Below are 23,044 nucleotides of genomic sequence, written 5' to 3'. Positions count from 1 at the left end.
CTCCTCCTGTTTCGTATGCTCAAGCGGCGGCGGAGCGCGTTAGCGCCTTGAAGCTGCGGGTCTGCTCCGTCAGCGCGCGTTCCGTCGGCAGGCGCTCCATGCTGCTCGCTCCGTAAAATCCGTGGCAATCGGGGCACTTTTCCAGAATGAAAGCCGCATCCTCAGGCATTGCGATCGGGCCGCCGTGGCACAGCACTATGACATCGTCGCGCAGCGTGCGCGCCGCATCGGCGATCGCGTTGACCTGGCCAACGCATTCATCCAGCGTCACAGCGGTTTCCGCGCCGATCGCCCCGCCGGTGGTCAATCCCATGTGCGCCACGATGATGTCGGCGCCGGCCTCCGTCATGGCCCGTGCATCGTCTGTGTTGAAGACGTAGGGCGTGGTCAGCAGGTCCTTGCCCCGGGCGCGCCCAACCACTTCGACCTCCAAGCCGTAGCCCATGCCGGTTTCCTCGAGATTGGCCCGGAAGACGCCGTCGATCAGGCCCACCGTCGGAAAGTTCTGGATGCCGGAAAAGCCGACCGCCTTCACCTGATCGAGGAAATAGTCGAAGTTGCAGAATGGGTCGGTACCGTTGACACCGGCGATCACCGGCGTGTGATTGACGACGGGCAGGACCTCGCGCGCCATCTCCATGACGATCTCGTTTGCATTGCCGTAGGCGAGCAGACCGGCAAGCGAGCCGCGCCCGGCCATGCGGTAGCGACCGGAGTTATAGATCACGATCAGATCTATGCCGCCTTCCTCCTCGCATTTGGCGGAAAGGCCTGTGCCGGCTCCGCCGCCGACGATGGGCCGGCCCGCCTCGACCAGGTGGCGGAGATTGGACAGGACTGCTTCGCGTGACGGTCTGGACATGAAAGGACACCTCAAACTGCTATGTTTTTTAATTCGACGACGAGCGCCGCCGCGAACTCCGGATCGTTGATGTTGTGCGGCAGGCGGATGACTTTGCGTTGCGGCGTAACATGCACCGTGCTTTCGATCGCTTCGAAAAGCGTCGACCGGGCTTCGGGATCATCGAAGGGTTGCCCCGTGGCGTCGAGTGCGGAGACGCCGCGTTCCGGCAGCAGGAAACATACCGGGCCATTGCAGGCATTGAGTTTCTCGCCGATCCACTGTCCCATGCGGGCGTTTTCTTCCGCCGTGGTGCGCATCAGCGTCACCTGCGGATTGTGCTCGTAGAAGAGCCGGTCGGCATAGCGCCTCGGGATCGTCTCCGGCGCCCCGAAATTGACCATGTCCAGCGCCCCGCAGGAACCGACATAGGGAATGCCGGTGCGAGCAATGGCGCCGAGCCTGTCGTCGGTTGCGGGAAAGACGCCGCCCATCATCAGATCGCAGATTTCCGTCGTCGTCACATCGATAACGCCTGTGACCAGACCCGAGTCGACCAGTTTCTCCATCGACTGACCGCCCGTACCGGTGGCATGGAAGACGAGGCAGTCGAATTCGTTCTCGAGCGCCTCCGTCACCATCTCGACGCACCGCGTCGTCACCCCGAACATGGTCAGGCCGACCGCCGGCTTGTCGTCGACGGGAGACGAGATGGGGGCGGCAGCCATGCCGGCCATCGCACGGGCCGCATTGGCAAGCACCACACGGGAGATCCGGTTGAGGCCAGCAACATCAGTGACCGAATACATCATGCAGATGTCGCTCGGCCCGACATAGGGCGCGACATTGCCCGAAGCGACAGTCGAAACCATCAGTTTCGGCACGCCGACCGGGAGCGCGCGCATGGCCGGCGTTATCAGTGCCGTGCCGCCCGAACCGCCAAGGCCGATGAGCCCGGCAAGGTCCTCACGCCGCGCAATAAAGATCCTGAAGGCCTCGGCCATCGCTGCGATCGCCCGTCCCCGGTCATCACCGAAAACAGCCTGCGGCCCGTCGGGATGGTGAGTGGCTACCTCGCTGGCTGCAAAACCCGCGCCATAGTGGCTATCGGTACGGGTGGAAAGGTCCACGGTCACGGCCTCCATGCCAGTTCCAGCAATCGTCTCAAGCACATAGGCAATCTCGTCGCCTTTGGTGTCGAACGTGCCCGCAATATAGACCCTTTTTCTGTCGGCCATTTCCTCCTCCTCCCGCTTTAATGCGCGTGGCTGCTGACGCCGAGATAGCGGCGCTGCAGGTCCTCGTCGCGCGACAGCGCGCTCGCTGTCGTCTCGAGCGCGACCGTCCCGTTCATCATCACCAGCAACCGCTCGGCCACCGCTGTGGCAACGGCGAAGTTCTGCTCCACAAGCACCAGTCCAACGCCTTCCGACCGAATCGCCTTGAGGATTTCCGTGACCTGATTGACGACGACCGGCGCCAGCCCCTCCGTGGGCTCATCCATGATCAGGAGCGAGGGGTTGAGAAGCAGCGCCCGCGCAATCGCCAGCATTTGCTGCTCGCCTCCGGAAAGCGCACCGCCGCCATTGCTGCGGCGCTCCGCCAGCCGCGGAAAGATTTCGTAGATGCGCTCGATGGTCCAGCGCCCGCGGGTGCGCGCCGTCAAAAGCAGGTGCTCCTCTACCGACAGGGAGGGAAAGACCCGGCGGCCCTGCGGAACGTATCCGAGCCCGGTACGGGCGATCTGATAAGGTCGCAGACCTGTGACCGCACGCCCACGCACCTGGATGGAACCGCTGCGGGCCGGCACGAGCCCCATGACGGCCTTGCACAGAGTCGTTTTGCCCATGCCGTTGCGGCCGACAATGGCGACCGGCTCGGTCCCGGCCTCGAGCGACACCCCGTGAAGCACGTGGCTTGCGCCGTAAAAGACGTGCAGGTCGTCGACCGCGAGTAGCGTTTCAGTTGACATTCTTGCCCATGTAGATGTCGTGGACCGTCTGATTGGCGGAAATCTCCTCCGGCGTTCCGGCAGCCAGCATGCGTCCATTGTGCATAACCGTGACGCGATCGGCCGCCTGGAGCGCGATGTCGAGATCGTGTTCGATGATGACGAGCGTGATCGTTTTCGGCAATGTCTCCAGCATGCCGAGCAGCTGTCGACGCTCGCTGAGTGAAAGTCCCGCCGCAGGCTCGTCCAAAAGCAGAACCCGCGGGTTGCCGGCCAGTGCCATTCCCAGTTCGAGCTGGCGCTGCTCGCCGTGACTGAGTTCGCCTGCCGGGCTGTCGAGCTTCGCCATCAGCGATATGCGCTCGGCGAGCGCTTCCGTTTTTGCATTCTCCTGCTCGTTTCGCGCTGCTGCGAGAACCGAGAAGCGCCGTCCTCGCACGCCGCGCTCGGCGAGAAACAGATTCTCCCGTACACTGAGCCCGTCGAACACCAGCGATTTCTGATAGGTCCGGCGCAAACCCTTCAGCACGCGGCGCTGCGGCGGCAGGCTTGTGATGTCTTCGCCGAAGAGCGCAATGCGTCCCGCACTCGGGGTGATGTCCCCGGATATCATGTTGAACAGTGTCGTCTTGCCGGCGCCGTTGGCGCCGAGCACCGCGTGCCGCTCCCCGGGAGGGATGGCGATCGAGATATCGCTCACCGCCACCAGCGCCCCGAAGCGGCAAACCACGCCCTCGATGTCGAGGGCGTGGGCCGTGTCTATTTGTTCTGCCGGTGTCACGACGGGCAGGACGGGTTGTCGCGCGAAGGAAGACCGAGTTCCATGTAGGCATCCTCGCCGAGTCCCAGGAACTGATCCACGCTTTCGACGCGCATCAGCGGCTCCGTGGTGAGATCGCCCTCCTCGTCCTCGACAATCTCGTTGATGTAGATCGCGGCCGTGGCCTGGCGGTTCTCGTTGATCGTGACCGTTCCCGTCGGGGATTCGAGCTCCAGCGTGTCAAGCGCCTCACGCAAGTCCGCGTGATCGTTAGAGAGATCGCCGCCGACTTTTTGGAGTGCCGTCAGCGCGGCCTTGGTGCTGGTGTAATAATTGTACGCAAAGACTGAAGGCGACGGCAGGCCCTCCTCGCCGAAATGATCGCGATAAGCCTCCACGAATGTTGTCCAAGCTTCGCTGTCGTCATTATCGGAAATGGGGCCCGATGCGAGGACGCCCGGCAGGAGCTGGCGGGCCTGACCGCGGGCGGCAAGGACCGTCTGATCCACTGCGTTCGTGCCGCCGACAATGGGCAGATCGCCGCCCATCTGGGCGTACTGCGTCAGGAAATTGACGGCGTCGGAGCCACCCAGGACGACATACATGCCGTCGACATCGCCGCCGGCCTGCGGCAGTTGGGCAATCACGGAAGAATAGTCGTTATTGCCGACCGGTACGAAGAACTTGTCGCTGACCGTGCCGCCCGCCTCGCAGTAGGTCGCCATGAAGCCGAAGATCTGGGCGTATGGGAAGGAATAGTCTTCCGAGACGATGACGATATTGTCCCAACCGCGCTCTTCGACAAGATATTCACCCAGAGGTGCGGTCCACTGCGCGCCGTCCGTATTGAAGCGGTAGAAGTTTTCGGCCGGGTCGACGAGCGTGGTTTCCACGGCGGCCGATCCACCGTTGAGGAAGGTCGTGCCGGTTTGCTCCTTGGCATATTGCGCAAGCCGGATGCCTTCCGATCCGGAGAGCGGGCCAACCAGTATGTCGACATCGTCTTGCTCGATAAGACGGCGGGCGGACTCCAAAGCGACGTCCGGCGTGCCGTCCGACGATGCGCTGGTGAACTCGATCTCCTTGCCGTCGATTTCCCAGCCGAACTCCTCGAAAGCGAGTTCCATGCCGCGCAGTCCATCCGCGCCTGGCTCGGCAAAAGCGCCTTCCAGCGTGGCCAGTCCTCCGAAATGGATGACATCGTCCTGGGCATAAAGCGCTGTCGAACTCATCAGCGCGGATGCCAGGACGGCAACTCCTGTAAACTGTCTTATCGATCGATGTTTCATTCTGCTTTCCTCCTCTTGTGAAATTTTCACTACGTTTCCTGCCGGCTTTGCATCGGAGATGAGGAGCCAGCATTCCTCCCACGGCGGCGGTTCAGGCGTGCGACCTTTTCTTCAAGCCAAATGCGCCCACGCCTGAGCAGCCCCGTTATGCCATCCGGCGAAAACAGGACTACCGCCAGAAAGACGAGCCCGATCAGCGTGTTGAATCGCTCCCGCGCGATGAAGTTGATGGCGAAGTTATCCACCACCGTGAAGACGAGCGCGCCCACATAGGCGCCGATTGGGTGCAGAAACCCGCCCAGAACAGCCGCCATCAGCACGTCGATCACCGGATTGATGCCGACCGAGGCCGGGGAAATCGAGCCGTTCAGCCAAAGGTTGAGGATGCCGCCCAGGCCGGCGAGCAGGCCGGCAATAGCGAAGGCGACGACTCGCACCCGTGCGACATCGTAGCCGAGCGAACGGAGGCGCCGCGGGTTGTCCCTCACGCCCTGAAGGGCCAGGCCGAAGGGGGTACGGGTGATATGACGTACAGCCCCATAGCAGGCGGCAGCGATGGCCAGGCTGAGATAGTAGAAGGGCAAGGCGCGCGAGAAGTCGACTCCGGCGACGACCGGCGGCTGCACATTGCTGAAGCCCGTGTAGCCGTTGAAAATCGCGTAATTCTGCAAAGTGAGGAAATAAAACGCCATGGCGATGGCGAGGGTGATCATCAAGGTGTAGATGCCGAGCGTGCGCACGGCGAGAAGGCCGATCAGAAGACCGGCCAGGGTCGCCAGAGCCAACGCGATCAACAGCGCGAGCGGCCACGGCAGAAGCAGCCCGACGCCGGCAACCGGCGCGGTGAAATAGGCGACGGCGTAACCTGCAACCCCGGCCACCGTCATCTGTGCCAGGGACAGCATCCCGCCATAGGCCACGAGAAAGACGAGGCTGAGCGCGATGGTTCCGAAGCCCAGCGTCCGTCCGCCGATCTGAACCAGCCAGAAATTGTTCACCAGGAGGGGATAGGCAATCAGCCCCATCCCCGCCGCGCACCATAGAAGCGTTCGCCGGGTCATACCGCCCTCCCCATCAGCCCCTGGGGGCGGAAGGCCAGGACCGCCACCATGATCGCGAAGGTGTAGACGACGCCGTAGGTCGGCGTGTAGGCAAGGCCATAGGTCTCGGCCATAGCAACGAGAAGCGCGCCTACCGCCGCACCGGGGATCGATCCCATGCCCCCGACGATGACGACGATCAGCGAGGAGAGAAGATAGCGCGCATCCTCACCCGGTGAGAGCGACAGCACCGAGCCGCCGACGACTCCGGCCATTCCGGCCAGCCCCGCACCGATGGCGAAAACGCCGACGAAGATCACCGGGACGTTCTTGCCCAACGCCTCGAGCATGTCGCGGTCGTCGACGCCGGCCCGGATCAGCATACCGATCCGCGTGCGGTTGAGGACGACCCACAAGCCGACACCGACAATAACGGCCAGTCCGATCAGGAGAAGGCGAGCCGCCGAGTAGCCGCCGGCCAGCGGGATGGAAACGAAGGAGGAGAAATATGACGGCAGGTCGACCTGATAGGTGGAACCGCCCCAGTATGCCAGCATCTGATCCGCCGCGACGATCGAAATGCCGATAGAAGCAAGCGCCTGGCGCAGATCCTGACCCTGCATCCAGCCGAAGATCGCGATCTGCAACGCCGCACCCGCAAGGGCCATGACCGCGCCCGCGACCAGCAGCGCCACGAGCCAGTTGCCGGTCGCGGCGCCGACCTCGTAACCGATATAGCCCCCCAGCAGGTAGATGGAGCCATGCGCCATATTGATGATGCGCATGAGACCGAAGATCAGCGTGAAGCCACTGGCCACGATGAAATAGAGCGAAGCGAGCGTCAGCCCGTTGAGCGTCACTACTGCGAAAAGGCGCCAATTGATGTCGAGCAGCGTTTCCATCAAAAACGCGCTGCCGTTCCGGCCGCAAACAGGCCCGCATGCGTCTGTGCGGACATAAGCTTTCCTCCCTGGTTCCGCTTTCTCCATTGCAAGCGGCGTGCCAGTTTCCGAACGTGCGATTCTCGGGCTTCACAGAGGAGCGCAGATGAATAATACTGAGTAATATTCGGGAGGAATGCTCAATTTTGCTCAATAATACTCATATGCGCTCCGGCGTGATCCGTTCGCAATCGGACGCGGGGAACGAGGGGGTGGATTTTACGATCCTTTGCCCCCATTTCCGCGGGCTGGAGCCGGAGCTTGCCGATCTGGCGGCGTTGCTTCCCGTTCGCGGAATCAATGCGGAGCTGATCACGCAGGCGCCGGCATCGGCCTCCGATGGAGCGCCCTGCTATGGCGGCGTACTGGCCGTGGATCCCTTCGTGACGGGCGCCCCGCTCTTCCGTGCCGTGAAGCGGCGTGGCTTTACGGGTCTCGTCAACATGCCGACGATCGCTTTTGCCGAAAGCGAGTTTCGGCGCGCGCTACAAGCAGGCGGCATGGATTATGCGCATGAGATAGAATTTTTAGCCGAAGCGCGCGCCCATGGACTCGACGCGATCGCACTCGTGTTTTCCGTGCATCAGGCGATGCAGGCGGCCGAGGCGGGCATTGAGCGGGTCATGGTCCATCCCGGCCTGATCGGTCGTGATCCAGCCGCGCGCCGTCAGTTGTGCGATGGGGTTGCGGCGGTCATCCGCAAATTGAAGGCGCAGACCCCCGCGCTGACCGTCCTGCTTTACCGGCATGCCGCGCTTAAGCCGCTGCTTGACGAGGCCTCCGCTTGCGCCGATGGTGAAGTTGTGTGGGATGTCGCACCGATTGGCGATCAGTCCAGCGCGTAGTCCTTCATCTTGTTGTACAGCGTCTTGCGCGAAATTCCGAGCCATCGCGCCGTATCCCCCCGGCGAAAGCGGTTGCGCCGGAGCCCGTCGAGAATCCATTCACGCTCGTTGGCAATCGTTCGGGCACCTTCCGGCAAATCCGTGCCCACCGGGCGCGAAGGATATTCCACCGGCTGCTCAAGCCGTGGTAGATCCCGACGAGTAATGCGTTCGCCTTCGCAGAGGATTGCCGCGCGTTCGAGGACGTTGCGCAATTCTCGCACATTGCCCGGCCACGCATATCCCATCAGCGCGCGGAGGGCATCGCCGTCGATATTCCGCACATCCGGCCGGATCCGGCGTATCGATGTTTCGAGAAAATGCTGGACCAGAAGCGGGAGGTCTTCCATGCGCGCCGAGAGAGGCGGAACCTCGATCTCGATCCTGTTGAGGCGATAATACAGGTCCGCGCGGAACGTGCCCTCCTCCACCATCGCCTTGAGGTCGCGATTTGTGGCGCAGACAATGCGCGCATCGGTGTGTCGCGCAGCACTGCTGCCGAGCCGGTGAAAGCTGCCCGTCTCCAGAACGCGCAACAGTTTCGCCTGCAACTGCGGCTCCAGATCGCCGATTTCGTCGAGAAACAGGGTGCCCCCCTGCGCTTCCTCGAAGCGCCCCGCCCGGCTCTGGTGTGCGCCGGTAAAGGCGCCCTTCTCGTAACCGAAAAGCTCGCTTTCCAGGAGGTCGCGCGGGATGGCAGCGCAATTGACGGGTACGAGGGGACCGTTGCGCCGCGGACCGGTGTCGTGCAATGCCTGCGCAACCAATTCCTTTCCGGTGCCGTTTGCGCCGAGCACTAGAACGGTCAGATCGACGTCGGCAAAGCGTTCGATGCGGTGGACAACGTCCGTTAGCGCGGCCGAGCGGCCGATCAGGCCGAAGCGGCGCCCGTCTCCGAGCATCTTGTCCTGCAGTGTCTCTATCTTGGCGTTCAGGTCGGAAATCGACTTGTAAGCCGAGGCCGCATCCGACACCGCCGCTTCCAGCGGCAGGCGGTCGATCGTCGAACCGCCGATATATCCGTCGGCCCGCGCGATTTTACAGACATGCGCAGCGTCCTCGGCGCTTTCTATCGGGCCGCCTTCGACCACGCACAGCACGTCCTTTCGCCGCGAACGCAGGCGTTCGAAAAGCGCATAAGCCTCCTCGCCGGCTTCATCAAGGCCGATCAGGCTCGGCAAATTGCTCCAGCCGCCGGCGTTCCAGCCGAAATTGTAGCAAAACACATCCGTGCCGGCGTCCACCATGGCAGTGGCGTGATCGCGTTCGCGGCCATAGGCGACCGTCGCAAGGCCGCGCTTTCGCGCCTTTTCGACCAGCTCGATCTCGCGCGCATAGCCGAGACCATGCACCGCCAGAGCGTCGCGCAAACGGCGGTCGAGATGGATCGAGGAGGGAAAGTTCGTAACGCCGGCGAAGCCGGCTTCGGCAATCGTGTCGAGGAGGCGATCCAGATCGAGTTGCGGATCGAAGACCGAAGCGCCGAAGATGACGGGCACCTTCACCCGATCGAGAATCTCGGCGCGGGCAAAGGCCAGGACAAATCGATTGGCATCGTGGATCGCGAGATGGCATGCGATCGAGGCCGCCCCCATGACGCGGATCCGACCGGCATTCAGGGCCAGCAGAAAATCCGCACCGCCGTTTTCCGCCGCCCGCGCAATCATGCCGGCACCAATGGCGGCGCCGATCAGGAACCGCTGGTCATGAGCGCCCTTCTTCTGTGCGTGGGAAAGGGCACGGAATGCATCCGCCGAAACGCTTTGTCGCTGCAGCTCTTTTGTCATCACTCTCTAGACGCTGAGGGGTGTTCAGATTCACAGTCAAATAGAAGAATAGCTAAAGTTTGGTTCTGGCGCGACAGCGTTGGACCATTTCAGGCGACGCACCGATTGACACCGGCCGTCATGTAGAAGTGACGCAAGCCGAGTAATAGAGCGGGCCCCTTTCCGGCAAGCTTGGACCGCTTGTGACAAGTAGTAGCACGCAGATTCTAGCCTGCGCCCGCTCGTAACGGGTGCACACGTCAGCTGTGGAGATGCTGAGAAGCGTCGGGATGTTCGTTTCGGGTCACACACAGTGCCGGGCGGCAGCTTGCTGCTACCTCGCCCCGATAGCGGACTGGACTGCTTTCGGCCCCTGAGCGGTAGCGCTGGCGATGGTGTTTCTCCATCGGCCAGTCAAGGCCGAGGAGAGACTCACATGGACCATTCTCATTACGATGACGCGAGGCATGAGCGCGCCGCTTGGAATGCCGGCAAGAAGGTAGGAACCAAGCGTACGTTTACACAACAACAGATTTGGGCCGTTCGCTTCTTCCTTGATCGCGAGCGACGCATTCGTGATCGTGCTCTGTTCGATCTTGCAAGCGACAGCCAGCTGCGAGGCTGCGAGTTGGTCAAGATCAGGATTCGCGATCTCGTTGCAGGGCCGGAAATAAGGACCCGCGCGATTGTCGTTCAGCAAAAGACAGGTCGTCCAGTCCAGTTCGAGATAACCAGTGACGTGAGAGCCAGCCTTTTGGCTTGGCTCGAAAGACGCGGGGGCACAGTCGACGATTATGCGTTCCCCAGCCGTATTCGGGGGCACTCGAACTCATGGAAGCAAACCGCAAGTCTCTTGAAGCGCTTGCCAAGGCCCTGCTTGTCTCCGACACGCTGGAAGGCGACGAACTCGATGCCCTCATCGCGACGATCAAACCGCGCCTGGTTCTTCCTGACGAAGAGCCGGCGCATGAACACTTCGGACAGGACAATGTGTTCCGCAATTAATGCCTCCTTCGATTCCAACAGTGGCCGGATTCAAATGCACGAGAGCATCGTCACGGCGGCGGTTGTGGCTGCGGACGCGACGACGAGGGCCCGTAGTTTTCCCGCCGGAGCCGGACACCGCTGGTCGGGAGGAACGATCAAGGCATCGGCGGCACCCCACCGACTCTATCAAGCCGGGATGCCTTGGGGGCACTTCGGATCAAATCCCCGGCACGCTGACACAATTTGCGGCCGTGCGATTCAGACCCCGATACAGCCGATTCTAAGTTCGTGCGTTTCGATTCAGAACTGTGGGAGAGCGATTCAAAGCACGAGATCACCGTAACCATGACAGACGCGGCCAGCAGTAGCCGGAGAACATTGCAGTGCTGGCGTGCTCCGGGGGGCGAGCAAAAACTGAAATGGCCTGCATGCAAGTCATCCCGACTTGCGGATAAATCGAAATGATTTGCGCTGTTCCGATTCAAAACCCCTGGAAACCGATTCAGTGCTCTGGAAAAACGATTCCGTTAACCCGTTTGCCGTTACATTTGCAAACGGCGTTTGCGTGGCAAGCGGACAGGCGGAGACAAGGAAGGGAGACGGCCATGGCACAGTCTCGGAGCGAGAGGCTGGCTCGGCAACGGGAGCGGCAGCGGGCTTTGCGCGCGGCCACGAGGGCGCGGCGCAGGCCGACGCGCGACGACATCGCCCGGGCGCTGCTGCACTTCGCCATCCCCGAAAACGTCCGGCATGGCCGCGAGGAGGAACTCGGACGTCTTCTGGACCGGATCGCCGCCAGTCTTCAGGAACAGGGTTTCGACGGGAAAGAGTCGGAAACCGTGCTCGAGGACCTCGTCGACAAGTACCGCTCGGGGTGGAGCTTTCAGCGCAAGCGGTATCTTCTCGAGGACAGCGACACCGGCAAGAGTGACGACGACGCCGGAGCCTGACATGTCCCGGTTCCCGAGGCCGAAACCGATTCGATTTCGAACCTGTTGCCATGGTTTCAAGTTTCCTGGTGGCGATTTCCTGACAAACGCCGTTTGCCTTGCCCTGTGTTCTCCCCCCATTACTTGGCCAAACGGCGTTTGCAAATGAATCGCGGATACAGAGGGCATCGATTCAATAATGCCGCAGTCGCGATACCCGGCCATAGGTCGGACTAAAGTCTCTGCAACTGCGCCCGCCTGGCCCGGTAATGCCCATGCGGATTGAAAAGATGTGCCGGAGGTCTGAACGCCAAGGAGATGATTTCCGAGGCGGCACTTGAGCAATCCGGTCGCACCGAGCCACTGGACCAACTGGATGCGTTCGAGCGGGAGGCGGCTACGCGGTTACCGTCTGCGCCTGCTCCCATGGATCCGTTTCGCCCTATCCAGCTTGTCGAAGTCGAGGCCCCGGAACATGGAGTAGTCGACATTAGGCATCAGCGGGGCGTGGGCCATTTGCGTGGCTTGGACCTCACCGATCGCGCGGGAGCCGTACAAGTCGTGTTCTTCCTCAAGCGCATGACCCGCCTGCAGCCGGCGGTCGCGGCTGTCAATCTTGTTGTCGCGCATATGGTCGATGTTGCCGCCGCGCAGGGAATGGAACACTTCCCGGCGTTTTTCCGTCACGCCGGCCCGCTCGAACAAACGCGCCATATAGGAACTCGCGCTCTTGGCCGGATCGGCCAGACCCATGAGCCCGGCAAACACAAACCGGTCGCCAAGACCCGCCGCCCATTCGGTAAAGCCGATCTCGCGCAGGAAATCATGCAGCACGAAGTATGTCATCGAGGCTTCGGTCTTGACCGGGACGCGCTTCCAGGCCCCGTCGACATGGATGATGCCGGAGGTTCGGGCAACCCACACGCCCGGAAACTTCTGGCGGAAATCGTTGCCCGTCAAATGGACGAGGAGCCCGAGCCTGCGCCCGGTAAGATGGCCGAGCAGCGGCAGCATTGCTTCGTCGAGAAGACCTCGGTCGACACCGGCGCTGAAGATGCGGCTGATCTGGTTCGATCCCAGCGGCTCGGCCGACTGCTGCCGGGCGGCAGTCGTAGGATAGTTGATGCGTGCGCCGCGGAACGGATCGTCATATTCGTAATCGGTCATGCAGTGGCGCACCATCGCCTTGATCGTGCCGACAAAGCCGTCGCGCACGGTCTTGAAGGCCAGCGGGCGCAGATGCAGGTCCTTGTTCATCGCCACGATCTGACGCGCTGACATGTGCTCGGGCCGATCCGACTGGCGTGCCGGCCAGTAGCGGAGAAACTCGACGAAGGCCTGCAGGTCGGCACTGGTATAGGTGTCGACGGGATGGTCCCCGATGAACTCGATGAAGAGGTCGCGGCGCATGCGCGCGGTCTTGATGTCACGGTGATTTTCGCCGTGCTTGGCTGCCCAGTTCGCCAGATGCTGCTCGGAGACGACGCTGAAGGGCGGCTTGGCGGAAGGCTTGCGTTCCACCTTACGCCGGTCGAGCTTATAGGCTGGGACAAATTTGTCGCTCCCGGTATTCGCATTATCAGAGGGTTTCCGTCTGGCTTCGGCCGGCTCTCGCCTTGCCGGTTCGGTCTTTGGAGGGGGCGTAGTTACAGCGCCGGGGTCGGAGCTGTCAGGAGCGGACTCCGGCGCGGTCGGCTCGGCAGCCTCGGCATTCTCGCGTTTCAGCGATTGCCTCACGCCTGCCGAACCGGAATCCTGGTCCGGCGCAAGCTTTGCGACATACTGCGCCTTCAACATGTCTGCGTTGTCGACGATGACGGGATTACCGGCGGCTCCCTTGTCGATCTCGCGGGCGATGCCGACCAGGCCGCGCATGGCCTCGAAACCGGATTCCTGATGCGGCGGGGTCGGTGGCGGTTCGGACGACACGATGATTTTCATCGCCTTCAGGTAGCCGCGCACTTCGGCGATGGCCTCGCCTGGTGTCTCACCATCGAACTCGGGACCGGTCGGCGCGCCGTCCTTACCTTCACCCGTCTCGTGCTCGTCGTCCCTTCCGTCCGGTTCCTGCATGTCCCGTCTCTGTCTCAGCTGTGCGAAGGCGAAGCGGGCATGGGCTGCCATGAGTTCGGCCTGAACCCGTGCCTCCCGTGCCGTCAGCGCGCCGAGGCTGATGCGAATGACCCGGTTCCGCCCGTCTCCGGCAATATCAGGCGGCATTCTGATCTGGAAGAGGTAAACGGACCCTGAGCGTACGAGATAGCGTCCGGGCGACGCGGTCTTCTGCCTGCCGCCATTCCGTGACCGTGATCCCTTGCCGCCGATTGCAGGAGAAGGCTGATGCCCTTTGCCGGGCGATTCATTGAACGATACTTCGGGCGCTACATCGAGCGATACTTCCAGCCGTGATTCCATCATCGTGAACCTTGTCTTGCCAGGCTCCGGCGGAAAATCATCAGCAGAATTAGTTGTTTGGATCTAGATTGGCGGAGAGTCGATTCGCCTCCGAATCAGATGGCGGAGAGAGAGGGATTCGAACCCTCGATACGGTTTCCCGTATACACGCGTTCCAGGCGTGCGCCTTCAACCACTCGGCCACCTCTCCGCGCGCCGGACCGCATTGCGAACCGGCCAACGCTGTGTTGGGGGGTCATCTAGTCGATATCTTTGCCGATGTGAAGACGCCTTTCGTTTTTCATTGTGCAATCCCGGCGATAGGGTGTTTGTCTATTGAACGTCGGGCCCCTATCTCAGGGTCATCAGCCATGAGCGGTGAGAATATGCGTTTCGTGTTTCGTCTGTTCGCCATATGCCTGCTGTTGCTCGCCGTGACACTGGCGGTGTTCGACGCCACGCGGGTGATCGCGGCCGGGGAGTGGGTATTCACGCCCGTGGGTGAAACCTGGAACGAATACGGGCCCGAGGTCAGTACGTTTGTTCAAAGCCTCGCCGAAAACGAGGAGATCAGGTGGTTGTGGGACATGGCCGTTGAGGCCGTCCTGTCCCTGCCCGGCTGGCTGGTCTTTGCCGTGCTGGCGATCGCGTTTTACGCGCTGGGGCGGCGGCGCACCGATACGTCGCGCTTTGCGTGAGAAGGAGAATACGCATGTTTTTTGGATCCGAAAAGAAGCTCAAGCTTCCCTCGCCGGAGGAGGCCCTGCCGGGCCGCACGGAGGCCATACCCACGGCGACGCATCACTTCGTCAACGGCCATCCTCTCAAGGGGCCATATCCCGAAGGCACCGAGCAGGTGCTGTTCGGCATGGGATGTTTCTGGGGTGCCGAGCGCCTGTTCTGGGAAACGGAAGGCGTGTGGGTGACGGCGGCGGGCTATGCCGGCGGGCACACGCCGAACCCGACCTACCGTGAGACCACGACCGGCCTGACCGGCCATACGGAGGTCGTGCTCGTTGTTTACGACCCTCAGGTCGTCTCCTTCGAGGCGCTGCTGAAGCTTTTTTGGGAAAGCCACGACCCCACCCAGGGCATGCGCCAGGGGAATGATGTGGGAACCACTTACCGCTCGGCGATCTACACGACCACGGATGCTCAGCTGGACGAGGCACGCGCCTCGCGCGATGCATATGACGAGGCGCTGAGGACGGCCGGACGTAAGTCTGTAACGACCGAGATTGCGCCCGCCCCGCCCCTCTACTTCGCGGAGGAGGAGCACCAGCAATATCTTGCGAAAAATCCGGCCGGCTACTGCGGTCTCGAAGGCACCGGCATCACCTGCCCCATGCCGGGGGCAGGCGCGGTATGAGCGGCGGCGCTTACCGCCGCTGCCGCGCGGTAAACCGGGAGAGGCGGTAAGGCTCGAGAAGCGCCTCGCGCTGGCCGTCGAGGATCTCTCCGGCAAGAAATCGCCCAACGGCCGGCGCAAGCGTGATGCCGGAGTGCATGACCGCGAGATAAAGCCCCGGCTGGCTATCGACACTTCCCACGATGGGTACGCCGTCCTCGGGCGTCGGTCGATATCCCACACTGTAGAAGCCGAATGCGAGATCGTCGGCATCGCGCAGCATGCACCGCATCCGCTCGAACACCTCGCGGGCGGCAGAGGCCGGGTCGGCCTTGGGATCGGTTCCGCCGAAACCAGCCCCGACGACGAGGCGCCGCTGCGCCGTCTGGCGCATGTGCAGGTCCGGGGCGAGCACCAGCCCATTGAGAACGCGGCGATAAGGCTGCGAATGGACGAGCAGACCGGGCGGCGTTTCCATCGGAACGTGGACACCCACACTTGCGGCAAGCTGCGGCGTTGCCGCGCCCGCCGCAAGCACAAGTGCATCGGGCGAGAAGGTGCCGCCGTTCGTGATGACCTCCGGCGCGCGGCCGTCGCGGTCCAGCAGGGTAATGACCCTGGTGTCGGGCACGATGCGAGCGCCCAGCCGCGCGGCATCCGCCAGAAGAGCCCGGGCAGCCGGCTCGGGATCGGCCATTCCTTCTCCCGCGGCATGGGCAGCCAGCGCGGGCGGGTTCAAAAGGCCGGGTTCGATGCGGGCGGCCTCGATCCGGTCGACAAGGCGAACATCATAACCCCAGGATGCGTGATTGCCCGCATAGGCGCGGAGTTCATCTTCGGTCATGTCCCAGCAAAGCCCGCCGGGCCAGGAGACAGACAGGTCCGGAACGGCCGCCGACAACCGCTTCCATTCCTCCATCGAGCGGGTGCGCAGGCGGAAATAGGGTTCGGGATTCCCCCGGCTGGCGTTGATCCAGGCAAAAGAACTGGGCGTGGCCTTGCCGCCGCCGGCCCCGGCGTCGAGGATGGTGACCCGCGCCCCCGAGGCGGCAAGGTGCCAGCCGATGGAGGCGCCCACGATCCCCGCGCCGATGACAAGAACATCGTTGGCATTGTTCATCAGTTGATTTCCCTTCGACTCGGAGCCACTTGCTTGATACAAGCCCGGCAAATCAAAGGAAAACCTAAGAAATGGCCGAAAAACTAGCCGACGCGGTGGCGCGGCGACGCACATTCGCGATCATCTCTCACCCGGATGCGGGTAAAACCACCCTGACGGAGAAGCTGCTGCTTTTCGGCGGCGCGATCCAGCTTGCCGGCGAGGTCAAGGCGAAGAAGGATCGTGTGCAGACGCGCTCCGACTGGATGAAGATCGAGCGCGAGCGCGGGATTTCGGTCGTCACCTCCGTGATGACCTTCGAATATGGCAACCATGTTTATAATCTGCTCGACACGCCGGGCCACGAGGATTTCGCCGACGATACTTACCGCACGCTGACGGCAGTGGATGCCGCCGTCATGGTGATCGACGCGGCCAAGGGCATCGAGCCGCGCACGCTGAAACTCTTCGAGGTGTGCCGCCTGCGCGATATCCCGATCGTCACCTTCGTCAACAAGCTGGACAGGGAAAGCCGCGATCCTTTCGAGATTCTCGACGAGATCGAGGAGAAGCTGGCGCTCGACACCGCGCCGGTCACCTGGCCCATCGGGCGGGGCAAGAGCTTTTCCGGCACCTATCACCTGGCCGACAACACGATCCGCCATTCGGACGAGGACGTAAAGCCAATCCCGGTGAATGGTCCTGAATCCGATTCAGTTTCGGGGCTCCTGCCGGAATATGATCGGGACGCTTTCGTCGAGGAAATGCTGCTGGCCAGGGAAGCGTGCCGGCCTTTCGACGTGACTTCATTTCGCGAAGGCCATCTGACGCCGGTTTATTTCGGGTCCGCACTGCGTAATTTCGGGGTGCGCGATCTGATCGAGGCGCTGGGCGATTTTGGCCCGCAGCCGCGCGCGCAGGAAGCCGATTCGCGCAAGGTCGAGGCGACGGAGGAAAAGATGACCTCCTTTGTTTTCAAGATCCAGGCCAATATGGACCCCAACCACCGGGACCGCATCGCCTTTGCGCGCGTGTGCTCGGGCAAGCTGCTGCGCGGCATGAAGGCCAAGCTCGTGCGTACCGGAAAGCCAATCAGCCTCTCCGCACCGCAGTTCTTCTTCGCCAAGAGCCGCATCACCGCCGATGAGGCCTATGCCGGCGATGTCGTGGGCATTCCCAATCACGGCACGCTGAGGATCGGAGACACGTTGACGGAAGGCGAGGATCTGGTCTTCCGGGGCGTGCCGAATTTCGCGCCGGAGATCCTGCGCCGCGTACGGCTTGGCGACGCGATGAAGGCGAAAAAGCTCAGGGAAGCTCTTCAGCAAATGGCCGAAGAAGGCGTTGTGCAGCTCTTCACACCCGAGGACGGTTCGCCCGCCATCATCGGCGTTGTCGGCGCCCTGCAGATCGATGTGCTGCGCGAGCGGCTGAAGAACGAGTACTCCCTGCCGGTGGACTTCGAGACGGCGCGCTTCACGATCTGCCGCTGGATTTCCGCCGACGACGGAACGGAGCTCGAACGCTTCATCAATACGCATCGCGGGGATGTCGCGCGTGATCTGGACGACGATCCCGTCTTCCTCGCCCCGCACGAATTTGGCCTCAAGTACGAAGCTGACCGGTGGCCGGCAATCAGCTTCACGTCAGTGAAGGATTACCAGGTGCGCGACAAGGCGAAGGCGGCGTAGCCCAGCGCTGGCTACAAAAATCGAGTCGCGAAGGGGAGGGCGCATCGCTAATCGCCATTCCCGAAAGACGATTAAACTCCCGTCCCTGGAAAGAACCCTGACCGCAAGCGCGGCGAGCTTCCTGATCTTGGGGTGTCCTTCTGCTGTGCCGGACAGGTCTCTCACAATGCCATAGCAATTGTCTGCCTTCGATCACCATCGGAGGCCGGTCATCCTTCCGCAAGCGCCATGAACGGCTCGAATAAGCCCGGTATGAGGAAGTTTGCAAAGGGCGGCTACGGCTACGGTCTGAGGATCGGCATGAACCTGGGCCGAAATGCAACTTTTCTGCCGGCGTACCGTTAGGCGGATCGAGCGCTATTCACGGCACCCGCTAAGCCCTGGCGCACGTTGTGCGGCAGGGGGAGGCATTCAGGGCCGTTCCCAAGAATCGGCCAAGACCTGTGTGCAGGAAGCGAAACCGAAGGACCAGTTTCATGACCATAGCGACGATCAGACAGGGCACCCGCTTGCAAACGTACATGACCACCCGCCTGTTAGCGGGCTGCGCCCTTGCCACTGCGGTTGTGGCCCCCGCCGGAATGAGTTTCGCTCAAGTCACGCCCGTCGAGATCGAAGCGGGCGAGAACAACCTGTTTGCCGGTCGGGTTCTCACGACCGGGCTGGATAACCCATGGGCAATGCGCTGGGGCCCCGATGACCAGATTTGGGTAACGGAGCGGACCGGCGGTGAAGTGGTCCGCGTCGATCCGATCACCGGCGTCCAGCAATCTGTGCTGACGGTGGACGACGTCTACACGGGGCCACAGCATGAAGGCCTGCTCGGGCTGGCCCTGCATCCGGAGTTGGGCCAGGGTACGGGCAACGACTATGTCTATATCGGCTATACGATCAACAACGGCACGGGGGACGAACCCGATCCGTCGGCCCGGATCGTGCGCTATACCTGGGATGACCAAACCCTGCAGCTCGGCGAGCCGATGATCCTGATCGATGGACTGCCGGCATGGAACGACCACAATGCCGGCCGCGTCGTATTCGGGCCCGACGACAAGATATATTATTCCATTGGCGAACAAGGCGCCAATTTCGGTCGCAATCTGCGCAGGCCAAACCTTGCCCAGGAGCTGCCGACCGAGGAAGAAGTCGCCAACGAGGATTGGCGCACCTATTCGGGCAAGATTCTGCGTCTCAACCTCGATGGATCGATTCCCGAAGACAATCCCGAGATCGAGGGCGTTCAGAGTCATATCTACAGCTATGGCCACCGCAATCCGCAGGGTATCGACTTCGGGCCCGACGGTACGCTTTACCAAACCGAGCACGGCCCTGCGAGCGGTGACGAGCTCAACATCATCGAAGCCGGCGGCAATTATGGCTGGCCCAGAGTCTCGGGCTATATCGACGACCAGGCCTATAGCTACATCAACTGGAGCGAGGCTCCCGAAGACGTTGATCCGAATACCGATCCGCTTCCCGATTCCGTGCCTCAGTTCGAGGAAAGCGAGTTCGAAGGAGAGATGGTGGAGCCGCTCGCGGCCTACTGGGTTGTCGAGGACGATTATCCGATCGGTGAAATCTGCGGCTACATCTGCGATCCTACCATCGCGCCATCTTCCGTTCTCTACTACGAAGCAGGTGAAGACGGTATCGAGGAGTGGGACAACACCGTTCTAATCCCAACACTCAAGCACGGTACGCTCTATGTTCAGCACCTGACCGAGGACGGTCAGGAAGCGGATGGGCTGCCGGAAGCCTGGTTCAGCACGCAGAATCGCTATCGCGACGTGCTCGTTTCTCCCGATGGGCAGACTGTGTTCATCGCCACCGACGCATTCGGATCGGCGGCGCAGAAGTTTGGCGAGGGGCTCAGCACGTCTGTGCTGCACAATCCCGGCGCAATCCTGATGTTCACCTATGGTGAAGAAGGCGGGTCGCTCGGCGTGGTGTCGGAGAATGACTTCGAGGCTTCCCGGGAAGCCTCGGGCGAGGGCAATGTCCAGGAATGGGAAGATCCCAACACAGGCAACGCTCCAGAAAGCGGCGACGCAGCCGAAGACGCAAGTGCCGACGAGGAAGCTGCCAGCGGTGCGGTGACCGAAGACTCCGACGTCCAGGCGGTGTCCAATCGGGGCCTGACCCAGTTCAGCGCCACCTGCGCCAGCTGTCATGGCGCCGATGGTCGGAGTGATGCCGCTGCTGTGCTTGCCGGCAATGAGAGACTTGCCGACGCCGAATTCGTAGCGAACACGATCATCCATGGCTTCGGCTATATGCCGGCCTTCGGCAACCAGCTCAGTGACCAGGAGATCGCCGAGATTGGGACCTATATCCGCAACGCCTGGGGCAATGATTTCGGTCTACTGACCGAAAGCACGGTTACCGACGCGCGCTGAGCCAAGCCGGCACCAGCGCGCTTTGCCGACCGCCCATTGCAGGAGGCGGGTCCTGGGGACCCGCCTTTTTCTTGCCGCCGCCCCCCTGGCCACGGCGAAAGGGCGTCCTGAACATGTCGGCCGAGTGCCCACCCGCGTGCCGCATTTCATTGTGGAATGCGACGGTAGCAGCTACAGCCGCTGCCGGACCTTCTCGGCAAGTTGGTGCAGATCCTCCCGGCGGTAGGCTTCGCGTGCCCCGTTCCCCCAAACAGGGCCGGGCCAACCGGGATCGCCCTCGTTCCGCGCTACAACATGCACGTGGAGCTGGCGCACGATGTTGCCGAGCGCGGCGCAATTGATCTTCGTGCAGTCGGTCAGTTCCTTAAGCGCTTTCGAAACCAGGTTGGTCTCGAAGCTCAGCATAGCCTGATCCAGCGGCGTGAGCTCGTGGAGTTCTTCAACGCCCGGCCGCTGCGGTATGAGAAGGAGCCAGGGCCAGCGCCGCTCGTCGCGAATGCGTAATTCGCAAAGGCCGAGCCACGCGACTGGAAGGCTTTCGCTTTCCAGTCGTTGGTCAAGTTCGAATCCTCCCTTACTGCCCGGCAGCATTGCGTCTCCTCTCAACCCGGAAGAAGGCTAGTGCGCGGCGATTGATGCCGCAAGTGTTTCCTTCTGTTCACGGGGCCTTGCATTCGGCGCCAAGATTGACGATATGGAGCGTGGGAGGTTGGTGGTGGACGCGCCACTCGCCAACCGGGTCAGGTCCGGAAGGAAGCAGCCCCAACGAGCTTCGGCACGGGTCACCGTGCCAGCCTCCCACCTCTTTCCCCTGCTGCCCCATTGACGCGGCCCTGCTTTCGAAGGGAAACTCGGCGCGGGGCAGGAAGGCACGCCTCGGGACCATCCACCACGGGAGCGCTGACGGATGAACGACGCCGGGCATACGGCACAGGAAAAAGCCGGCGCGTACCGGGTTCTGGCACGCAAGTACCGTCCACGCGATTTCTCCGCCCTCATCGGCCAGGAGCCGATGGTGCGCACGCTGACGAATGCGTTCTCCTCCGGGCGCATCGCCCAGGCCTGGATGTTGACCGGTGTGCGTGGGGTCGGCAAGACGACGACGGCGCGGATTCTGGCGCGCGCGCTCAATTACAAGACCGAAACGACCGACCAACCGACAATTGACCTCGGCACCCCGGGTGAGCACTGCGAAGCGATCATGGAGGGGCGCCACGTCGACGTAATCGAGATGGACGCGGCCTCCCATACGGGCATCGACGACATTCGCGACATCATCGAGCAGGTGCGCTACGCGCCCGTCTCGGCGCGCTACAAGGTCTACATCATCGACGAGGTCCATATGCTCTCCAACCAGGCCTTCAACGGCCTGTTGAAGACGCTTGAAGAGCCCCCGCCGCATGTGAAGTTCATCTTCGCCACCACCGAGATCCGCAAGGTTCCGATCACGATTCTTTCGCGCTGCCAGCGTTTTGATCTGCGGCGTATCGATGCCTCGCTGGTCAAGGATGACCTTGCGCGCATCGCCGGGCTTGAAGGCGTGGAAGCCGAAGATGAGGCGCTGGCCATGATCGCCCGCGCTGCCGAGGGCTCCATGCGCGATGCCCAGTCGATCTTCGATCAGGCGATCGCCCATTCTTCCGGCAAGGTGACCGCCGAGACCGTGCGCGACATGCTGGGTCTTGTCGATCGCGCTCGCGTCATAGACCTTTTCGAACATCTGATGAAGGGCGATGTGGCCGCGGCGCTTGCCGAATTCCGAGCCCAATACGACACCGGCGCCGATCCGGCCACGGTGCTGGGCGATCTCGCCGAATTCAACCATCTGGTCACGCGCCTGCGATTCGTGCCGGAGGCCGCGGATGACGCCTCGCTCTCCCAGGAAGAGCGAACGCGTGGGCAGGAATTTTCCAAAACCCTCTCGGTGCGCGTTCTTTCGCGCACCTGGCAGATGCTCTTGAAGGGCATGCAGGAGGTGCAGGGCGCAAGCCGGCCTGTGGCAGCAGGCGAGATGGTGCTGATCCGCATCGCCCACGCAGCAAATCTCCCAACGCCCGACGAAGCGCTGAAGGCGGTGGAGAACTTGTCCGGCGATGCGCCCGGCGCGCAGCCCGCCCTGCAGGGAAATGCGCCGGCCGCGGCGGGCAATGGCGGTGCACAAGCGGTCGCTTCCGCGCAGGTGCCGGCGGGCGGCGGCGGTCAGACAATGCGCCTCGTTCAGCCCTCCGCGAACGGGCAGGTAGCGCCCTCTCCTGCTCCGCAGCAGACGCAAGAAGCCGCGCCGGACGCCGTTCCGCTGAAGTCCCTCGCCGATATTGCCGCGCTTGCCGACGCCAACCGGGACATGGCTTTCAAGGTGCAGTTCAAGCGCTGCGTGCGCCTTGTGCATATCGAGCCCGGGCGGCTCACTGTCAATTTGACCGAGGACGCGCCGAAGACGCTGCTGGGCGATCTGACGGCCCGGCTTGAGAAATGGACGGGCCGGCGTTGGCTCGTGTCCTTTTCCCGCGAGGAAGGCAGCCGGACGCTGGCCGAGGACGAAAACAGCCGGCGCGAAGCGGTTCTGGCCGATGCGCGGGCCGACCCGGCTGTTGCCGCGATCCTGCAACAATTTCCCGGCGCACGGATTGTTGATGTGCGTATTCCCGGTGCCGCGGACGAAGCGGACGCGACGGCGCCAGCACCGGCGCCGGAAGAAGATGACGACGACGATATCTAAGCGCGATTG

The 23,044-nt window shown here is 62.4% G+C and carries 19 protein-coding genes, 1 tRNA gene, 1 other RNA gene and 1 pseudogene; 10 read left to right on the top strand and 12 right to left on the bottom strand.

Going from position 1 to position 23,044, the window contains the following annotated elements:
• Positions 1 to 19: 19 nt before the first annotated feature.
• The 7 genes from LY631_RS04135 to LY631_RS04105 are packed head-to-tail and all read right to left on the bottom strand — an operon-like array spanning position 20 to position 6,783.
• Positions 20 to 862: a phosphoenolpyruvate hydrolase family protein gene (locus LY631_RS04135; protein ID WP_274423833.1), complete on the bottom strand. Its 843-nt coding sequence runs from the start codon at positions 860 to 862 to the stop codon at positions 20 to 22.
• 11 nt (positions 863 to 873) lie between these two features.
• Positions 874 to 2,079 (bottom strand): Tm-1-like ATP-binding domain-containing protein, encoded by a 1,206-nt coding sequence (locus tag LY631_RS04130; protein ID WP_274423832.1) that lies wholly within the window; start codon positions 2,077 to 2,079, stop codon positions 874 to 876.
• Positions 2,080 to 2,096: 17 nt separating this feature from the next.
• The gene (locus LY631_RS04125) at positions 2,097 to 2,813 is read right to left on the bottom strand and encodes an ABC transporter ATP-binding protein (RefSeq protein WP_274423831.1); all 717 of its coding nucleotides are present in this window, start codon (positions 2,811 to 2,813) and stop codon (positions 2,097 to 2,099) included.
• On the bottom strand, positions 2,803 to 3,573 hold the full coding sequence (locus LY631_RS04120) for an ABC transporter ATP-binding protein (RefSeq protein WP_274423830.1): 771 nt from the start codon (positions 3,571 to 3,573) through the stop codon (positions 2,803 to 2,805). The genes LY631_RS04125 and LY631_RS04120 overlap by 11 nt, the downstream gene beginning before the upstream one ends.
• Positions 3,570 to 4,841 carry an ABC transporter substrate-binding protein gene (locus tag LY631_RS04115; RefSeq protein ID WP_274423829.1) on the bottom strand — a complete coding sequence of 424 codons (1,272 nt, stop codon included), beginning with the start codon at positions 4,839 to 4,841 and terminating at the stop codon, positions 3,570 to 3,572. Before LY631_RS04115 ends, LY631_RS04120 begins: the two co-directional genes overlap by 4 nt.
• A gap of 29 nt (positions 4,842 to 4,870) precedes the next feature.
• Complete coding sequence (locus tag LY631_RS04110) at positions 4,871 to 5,902, bottom strand: branched-chain amino acid ABC transporter permease (RefSeq protein ID WP_274423828.1); 1,032 nt, start codon at positions 5,900 to 5,902, stop codon at positions 4,871 to 4,873.
• Entirely contained in the window at positions 5,899 to 6,783 is an 885-nt protein-coding gene (locus LY631_RS04105; RefSeq protein ID WP_274423827.1) for a branched-chain amino acid ABC transporter permease, read from the bottom strand. The genes LY631_RS04110 and LY631_RS04105 overlap by 4 nt, the downstream gene beginning before the upstream one ends.
• A gap of 185 nt (positions 6,784 to 6,968) precedes the next feature.
• Here LY631_RS04105 and LY631_RS04100 point away from each other — a divergent pair, with 185 nt between their 5' ends.
• Entirely contained in the window at positions 6,969 to 7,667 is a 699-nt protein-coding gene (locus LY631_RS04100; RefSeq protein ID WP_274423826.1) for a phosphoenolpyruvate hydrolase family protein, read from the top strand.
• Here LY631_RS04100 and LY631_RS04095 read toward each other — a convergent pair.
• The gene (locus LY631_RS04095) at positions 7,652 to 9,493 is read right to left on the bottom strand and encodes a phosphoenolpyruvate hydrolase family protein (protein WP_274423825.1); all 1,842 of its coding nucleotides are present in this window, start codon (positions 9,491 to 9,493) and stop codon (positions 7,652 to 7,654) included. The two genes, LY631_RS04100 and LY631_RS04095, sit on opposite strands and share 16 nt — an antisense overlap.
• A 415-nt stretch (positions 9,494 to 9,908) precedes the next feature.
• On the opposite strand from LY631_RS04095, the pseudogene LY631_RS20430 reads away from it, so the two are divergent.
• From LY631_RS20430 to LY631_RS04085, 3 genes and pseudogenes are all read left to right on the top strand, one after another.
• Positions 9,909 to 10,286 (top strand): annotated as a pseudogene (locus LY631_RS20430) (integrase); the annotation flags it as partial.
• A gap of 17 nt (positions 10,287 to 10,303) precedes the next feature.
• Positions 10,304 to 10,477, top strand: a complete 174-nt coding sequence (locus LY631_RS04090; RefSeq protein WP_274423824.1) for a hypothetical protein — start codon at positions 10,304 to 10,306, stop codon at positions 10,475 to 10,477.
• Between the two features lie 587 nt (positions 10,478 to 11,064).
• Positions 11,065 to 11,409 carry a hypothetical protein gene (locus LY631_RS04085; RefSeq protein ID WP_274423823.1) on the top strand — a complete coding sequence of 115 codons (345 nt, stop codon included), beginning with the start codon at positions 11,065 to 11,067 and terminating at the stop codon, positions 11,407 to 11,409.
• A 384-nt stretch (positions 11,410 to 11,793) separates the two neighbouring features.
• Here LY631_RS04085 and LY631_RS04080 read toward each other — a convergent pair whose 3' ends face one another.
• Both LY631_RS04080 and LY631_RS04075 read right to left on the bottom strand, forming a co-directional pair.
• Entirely contained in the window at positions 11,794 to 13,806 is a 2,013-nt protein-coding gene (locus LY631_RS04080) for a DUF6538 domain-containing protein (RefSeq protein ID WP_274423822.1), read from the bottom strand.
• 97 nt (positions 13,807 to 13,903) lie between these two features.
• A tRNA-Ser gene (locus LY631_RS04075) sits at positions 13,904 to 13,993 on the bottom strand.
• Between the two features lie 160 nt (positions 13,994 to 14,153).
• Between LY631_RS04075 and LY631_RS04070 the strand changes: the two genes are divergently transcribed.
• A complete protein-coding gene (locus tag LY631_RS04070) occupies positions 14,154 to 14,480 on the top strand; it encodes a hypothetical protein (RefSeq protein ID WP_274423821.1) in 327 nt (108 codons plus the stop codon).
• Between the two features lie 14 nt (positions 14,481 to 14,494).
• Positions 14,495 to 15,151, top strand: a complete 657-nt coding sequence (gene msrA / locus LY631_RS04065; RefSeq protein ID WP_274423820.1) for a peptide-methionine (S)-S-oxide reductase MsrA — start codon at positions 14,495 to 14,497, stop codon at positions 15,149 to 15,151.
• Positions 15,152 to 15,161: 10 nt separating this feature from the next.
• Here msrA and LY631_RS04060 read toward each other — a convergent pair whose 3' ends face one another.
• Positions 15,162 to 16,250 carry an NAD(P)/FAD-dependent oxidoreductase gene (locus LY631_RS04060; RefSeq protein WP_274423819.1) on the bottom strand — a complete coding sequence of 363 codons (1,089 nt, stop codon included), beginning with the start codon at positions 16,248 to 16,250 and terminating at the stop codon, positions 15,162 to 15,164.
• Between the two features lie 71 nt (positions 16,251 to 16,321).
• Between LY631_RS04060 and LY631_RS04055 the strand changes: the two genes are divergently transcribed.
• Entirely contained in the window at positions 16,322 to 17,920 is a 1,599-nt protein-coding gene (locus LY631_RS04055; RefSeq protein ID WP_274423818.1) for a peptide chain release factor 3, read from the top strand.
• Between the two features lie 476 nt (positions 17,921 to 18,396).
• On the top strand, positions 18,397 to 20,316 hold the full coding sequence (locus LY631_RS04050; RefSeq protein WP_274423817.1) for a glucose/sorbosone family PQQ-dependent dehydrogenase: 1,920 nt from the start codon (positions 18,397 to 18,399) through the stop codon (positions 20,314 to 20,316).
• A gap of 171 nt (positions 20,317 to 20,487) precedes the next feature.
• Here LY631_RS04050 and LY631_RS04045 read toward each other — a convergent pair whose 3' ends face one another.
• The gene (locus LY631_RS04045; protein WP_274423816.1) at positions 20,488 to 20,907 is read right to left on the bottom strand and encodes an HIT family protein; all 420 of its coding nucleotides are present in this window, start codon (positions 20,905 to 20,907) and stop codon (positions 20,488 to 20,490) included.
• Positions 20,908 to 21,020: 113 nt separating this feature from the next.
• On the opposite strand from LY631_RS04045, the gene ffs reads away from it, so the two are divergent.
• An RNA gene (gene ffs / locus LY631_RS04040) (signal recognition particle sRNA small type) lies at positions 21,021 to 21,118 on the top strand.
• Positions 21,119 to 21,223: 105 nt separating this feature from the next.
• On the top strand, positions 21,224 to 23,035 hold the full coding sequence (locus tag LY631_RS04035) for a DNA polymerase III subunit gamma/tau (protein WP_274423815.1): 1,812 nt from the start codon (positions 21,224 to 21,226) through the stop codon (positions 23,033 to 23,035).
• The last annotated feature ends 9 nt before the right edge of the window (positions 23,036 to 23,044 follow it).

The sequence above is a fragment of the Chelativorans sp. YIM 93263 genome (assembly GCF_028767125.1).
Classification (GTDB): Bacteria; Pseudomonadota; Alphaproteobacteria; order Rhizobiales; family Rhizobiaceae; genus Chelativorans.
The sequence above is the reverse complement of the archived record's forward strand: the minus strand, read 5'-3'. Positions and strand labels throughout refer to the sequence as shown.

Coding starts and splice junctions, on each gene's coding strand:
- LY631_RS04130 (WP_274423832.1), bottom strand. CDS start 2,079: ATGGCCGACAGAAAAAGGGTCTATATTGCGGGCACGTTCGACACCAAA.
- LY631_RS04125 (WP_274423831.1), bottom strand. CDS start 2,813: ATGTCAACTGAAACGCTACTCGCGGTCGACGACCTGCACGTCTTTTAC.
- LY631_RS04070 (WP_274423821.1), top strand. CDS start 14,154: ATGAGCGGTGAGAATATGCGTTTCGTGTTTCGTCTGTTCGCCATATGC.
- LY631_RS04035 (WP_274423815.1), top strand. CDS start 21,224: ATGAACGACGCCGGGCATACGGCACAGGAAAAAGCCGGCGCGTACCGG.
- LY631_RS04055 (WP_274423818.1), top strand. CDS start 16,322: ATGGCCGAAAAACTAGCCGACGCGGTGGCGCGGCGACGCACATTCGCG.
- LY631_RS04060 (WP_274423819.1), bottom strand. CDS start 16,250: ATGAACAATGCCAACGATGTTCTTGTCATCGGCGCGGGGATCGTGGGC.
- LY631_RS04090 (WP_274423824.1), top strand. CDS start 10,304: ATGGAAGCAAACCGCAAGTCTCTTGAAGCGCTTGCCAAGGCCCTGCTT.
- LY631_RS04080 (WP_274423822.1), bottom strand. CDS start 13,806: ATGATGGAATCACGGCTGGAAGTATCGCTCGATGTAGCGCCCGAAGTA.
- LY631_RS04085 (WP_274423823.1), top strand. CDS start 11,065: ATGGCACAGTCTCGGAGCGAGAGGCTGGCTCGGCAACGGGAGCGGCAG.
- LY631_RS04045 (WP_274423816.1), bottom strand. CDS start 20,907: ATGCTGCCGGGCAGTAAGGGAGGATTCGAACTTGACCAACGACTGGAA.
- LY631_RS04105 (WP_274423827.1), bottom strand. CDS start 6,783: ATGGAAACGCTGCTCGACATCAATTGGCGCCTTTTCGCAGTAGTGACG.
- LY631_RS04050 (WP_274423817.1), top strand. CDS start 18,397: ATGACCATAGCGACGATCAGACAGGGCACCCGCTTGCAAACGTACATG.
- LY631_RS04115 (WP_274423829.1), bottom strand. CDS start 4,841: ATGAAACATCGATCGATAAGACAGTTTACAGGAGTTGCCGTCCTGGCA.
- msrA (WP_274423820.1), top strand. CDS start 14,495: ATGTTTTTTGGATCCGAAAAGAAGCTCAAGCTTCCCTCGCCGGAGGAG.
- LY631_RS04095 (WP_274423825.1), bottom strand. CDS start 9,493: ATGACAAAAGAGCTGCAGCGACAAAGCGTTTCGGCGGATGCATTCCGT.
- LY631_RS04110 (WP_274423828.1), bottom strand. CDS start 5,902: ATGACCCGGCGAACGCTTCTATGGTGCGCGGCGGGGATGGGGCTGATT.
- LY631_RS04135 (WP_274423833.1), bottom strand. CDS start 862: ATGTCCAGACCGTCACGCGAAGCAGTCCTGTCCAATCTCCGCCACCTG.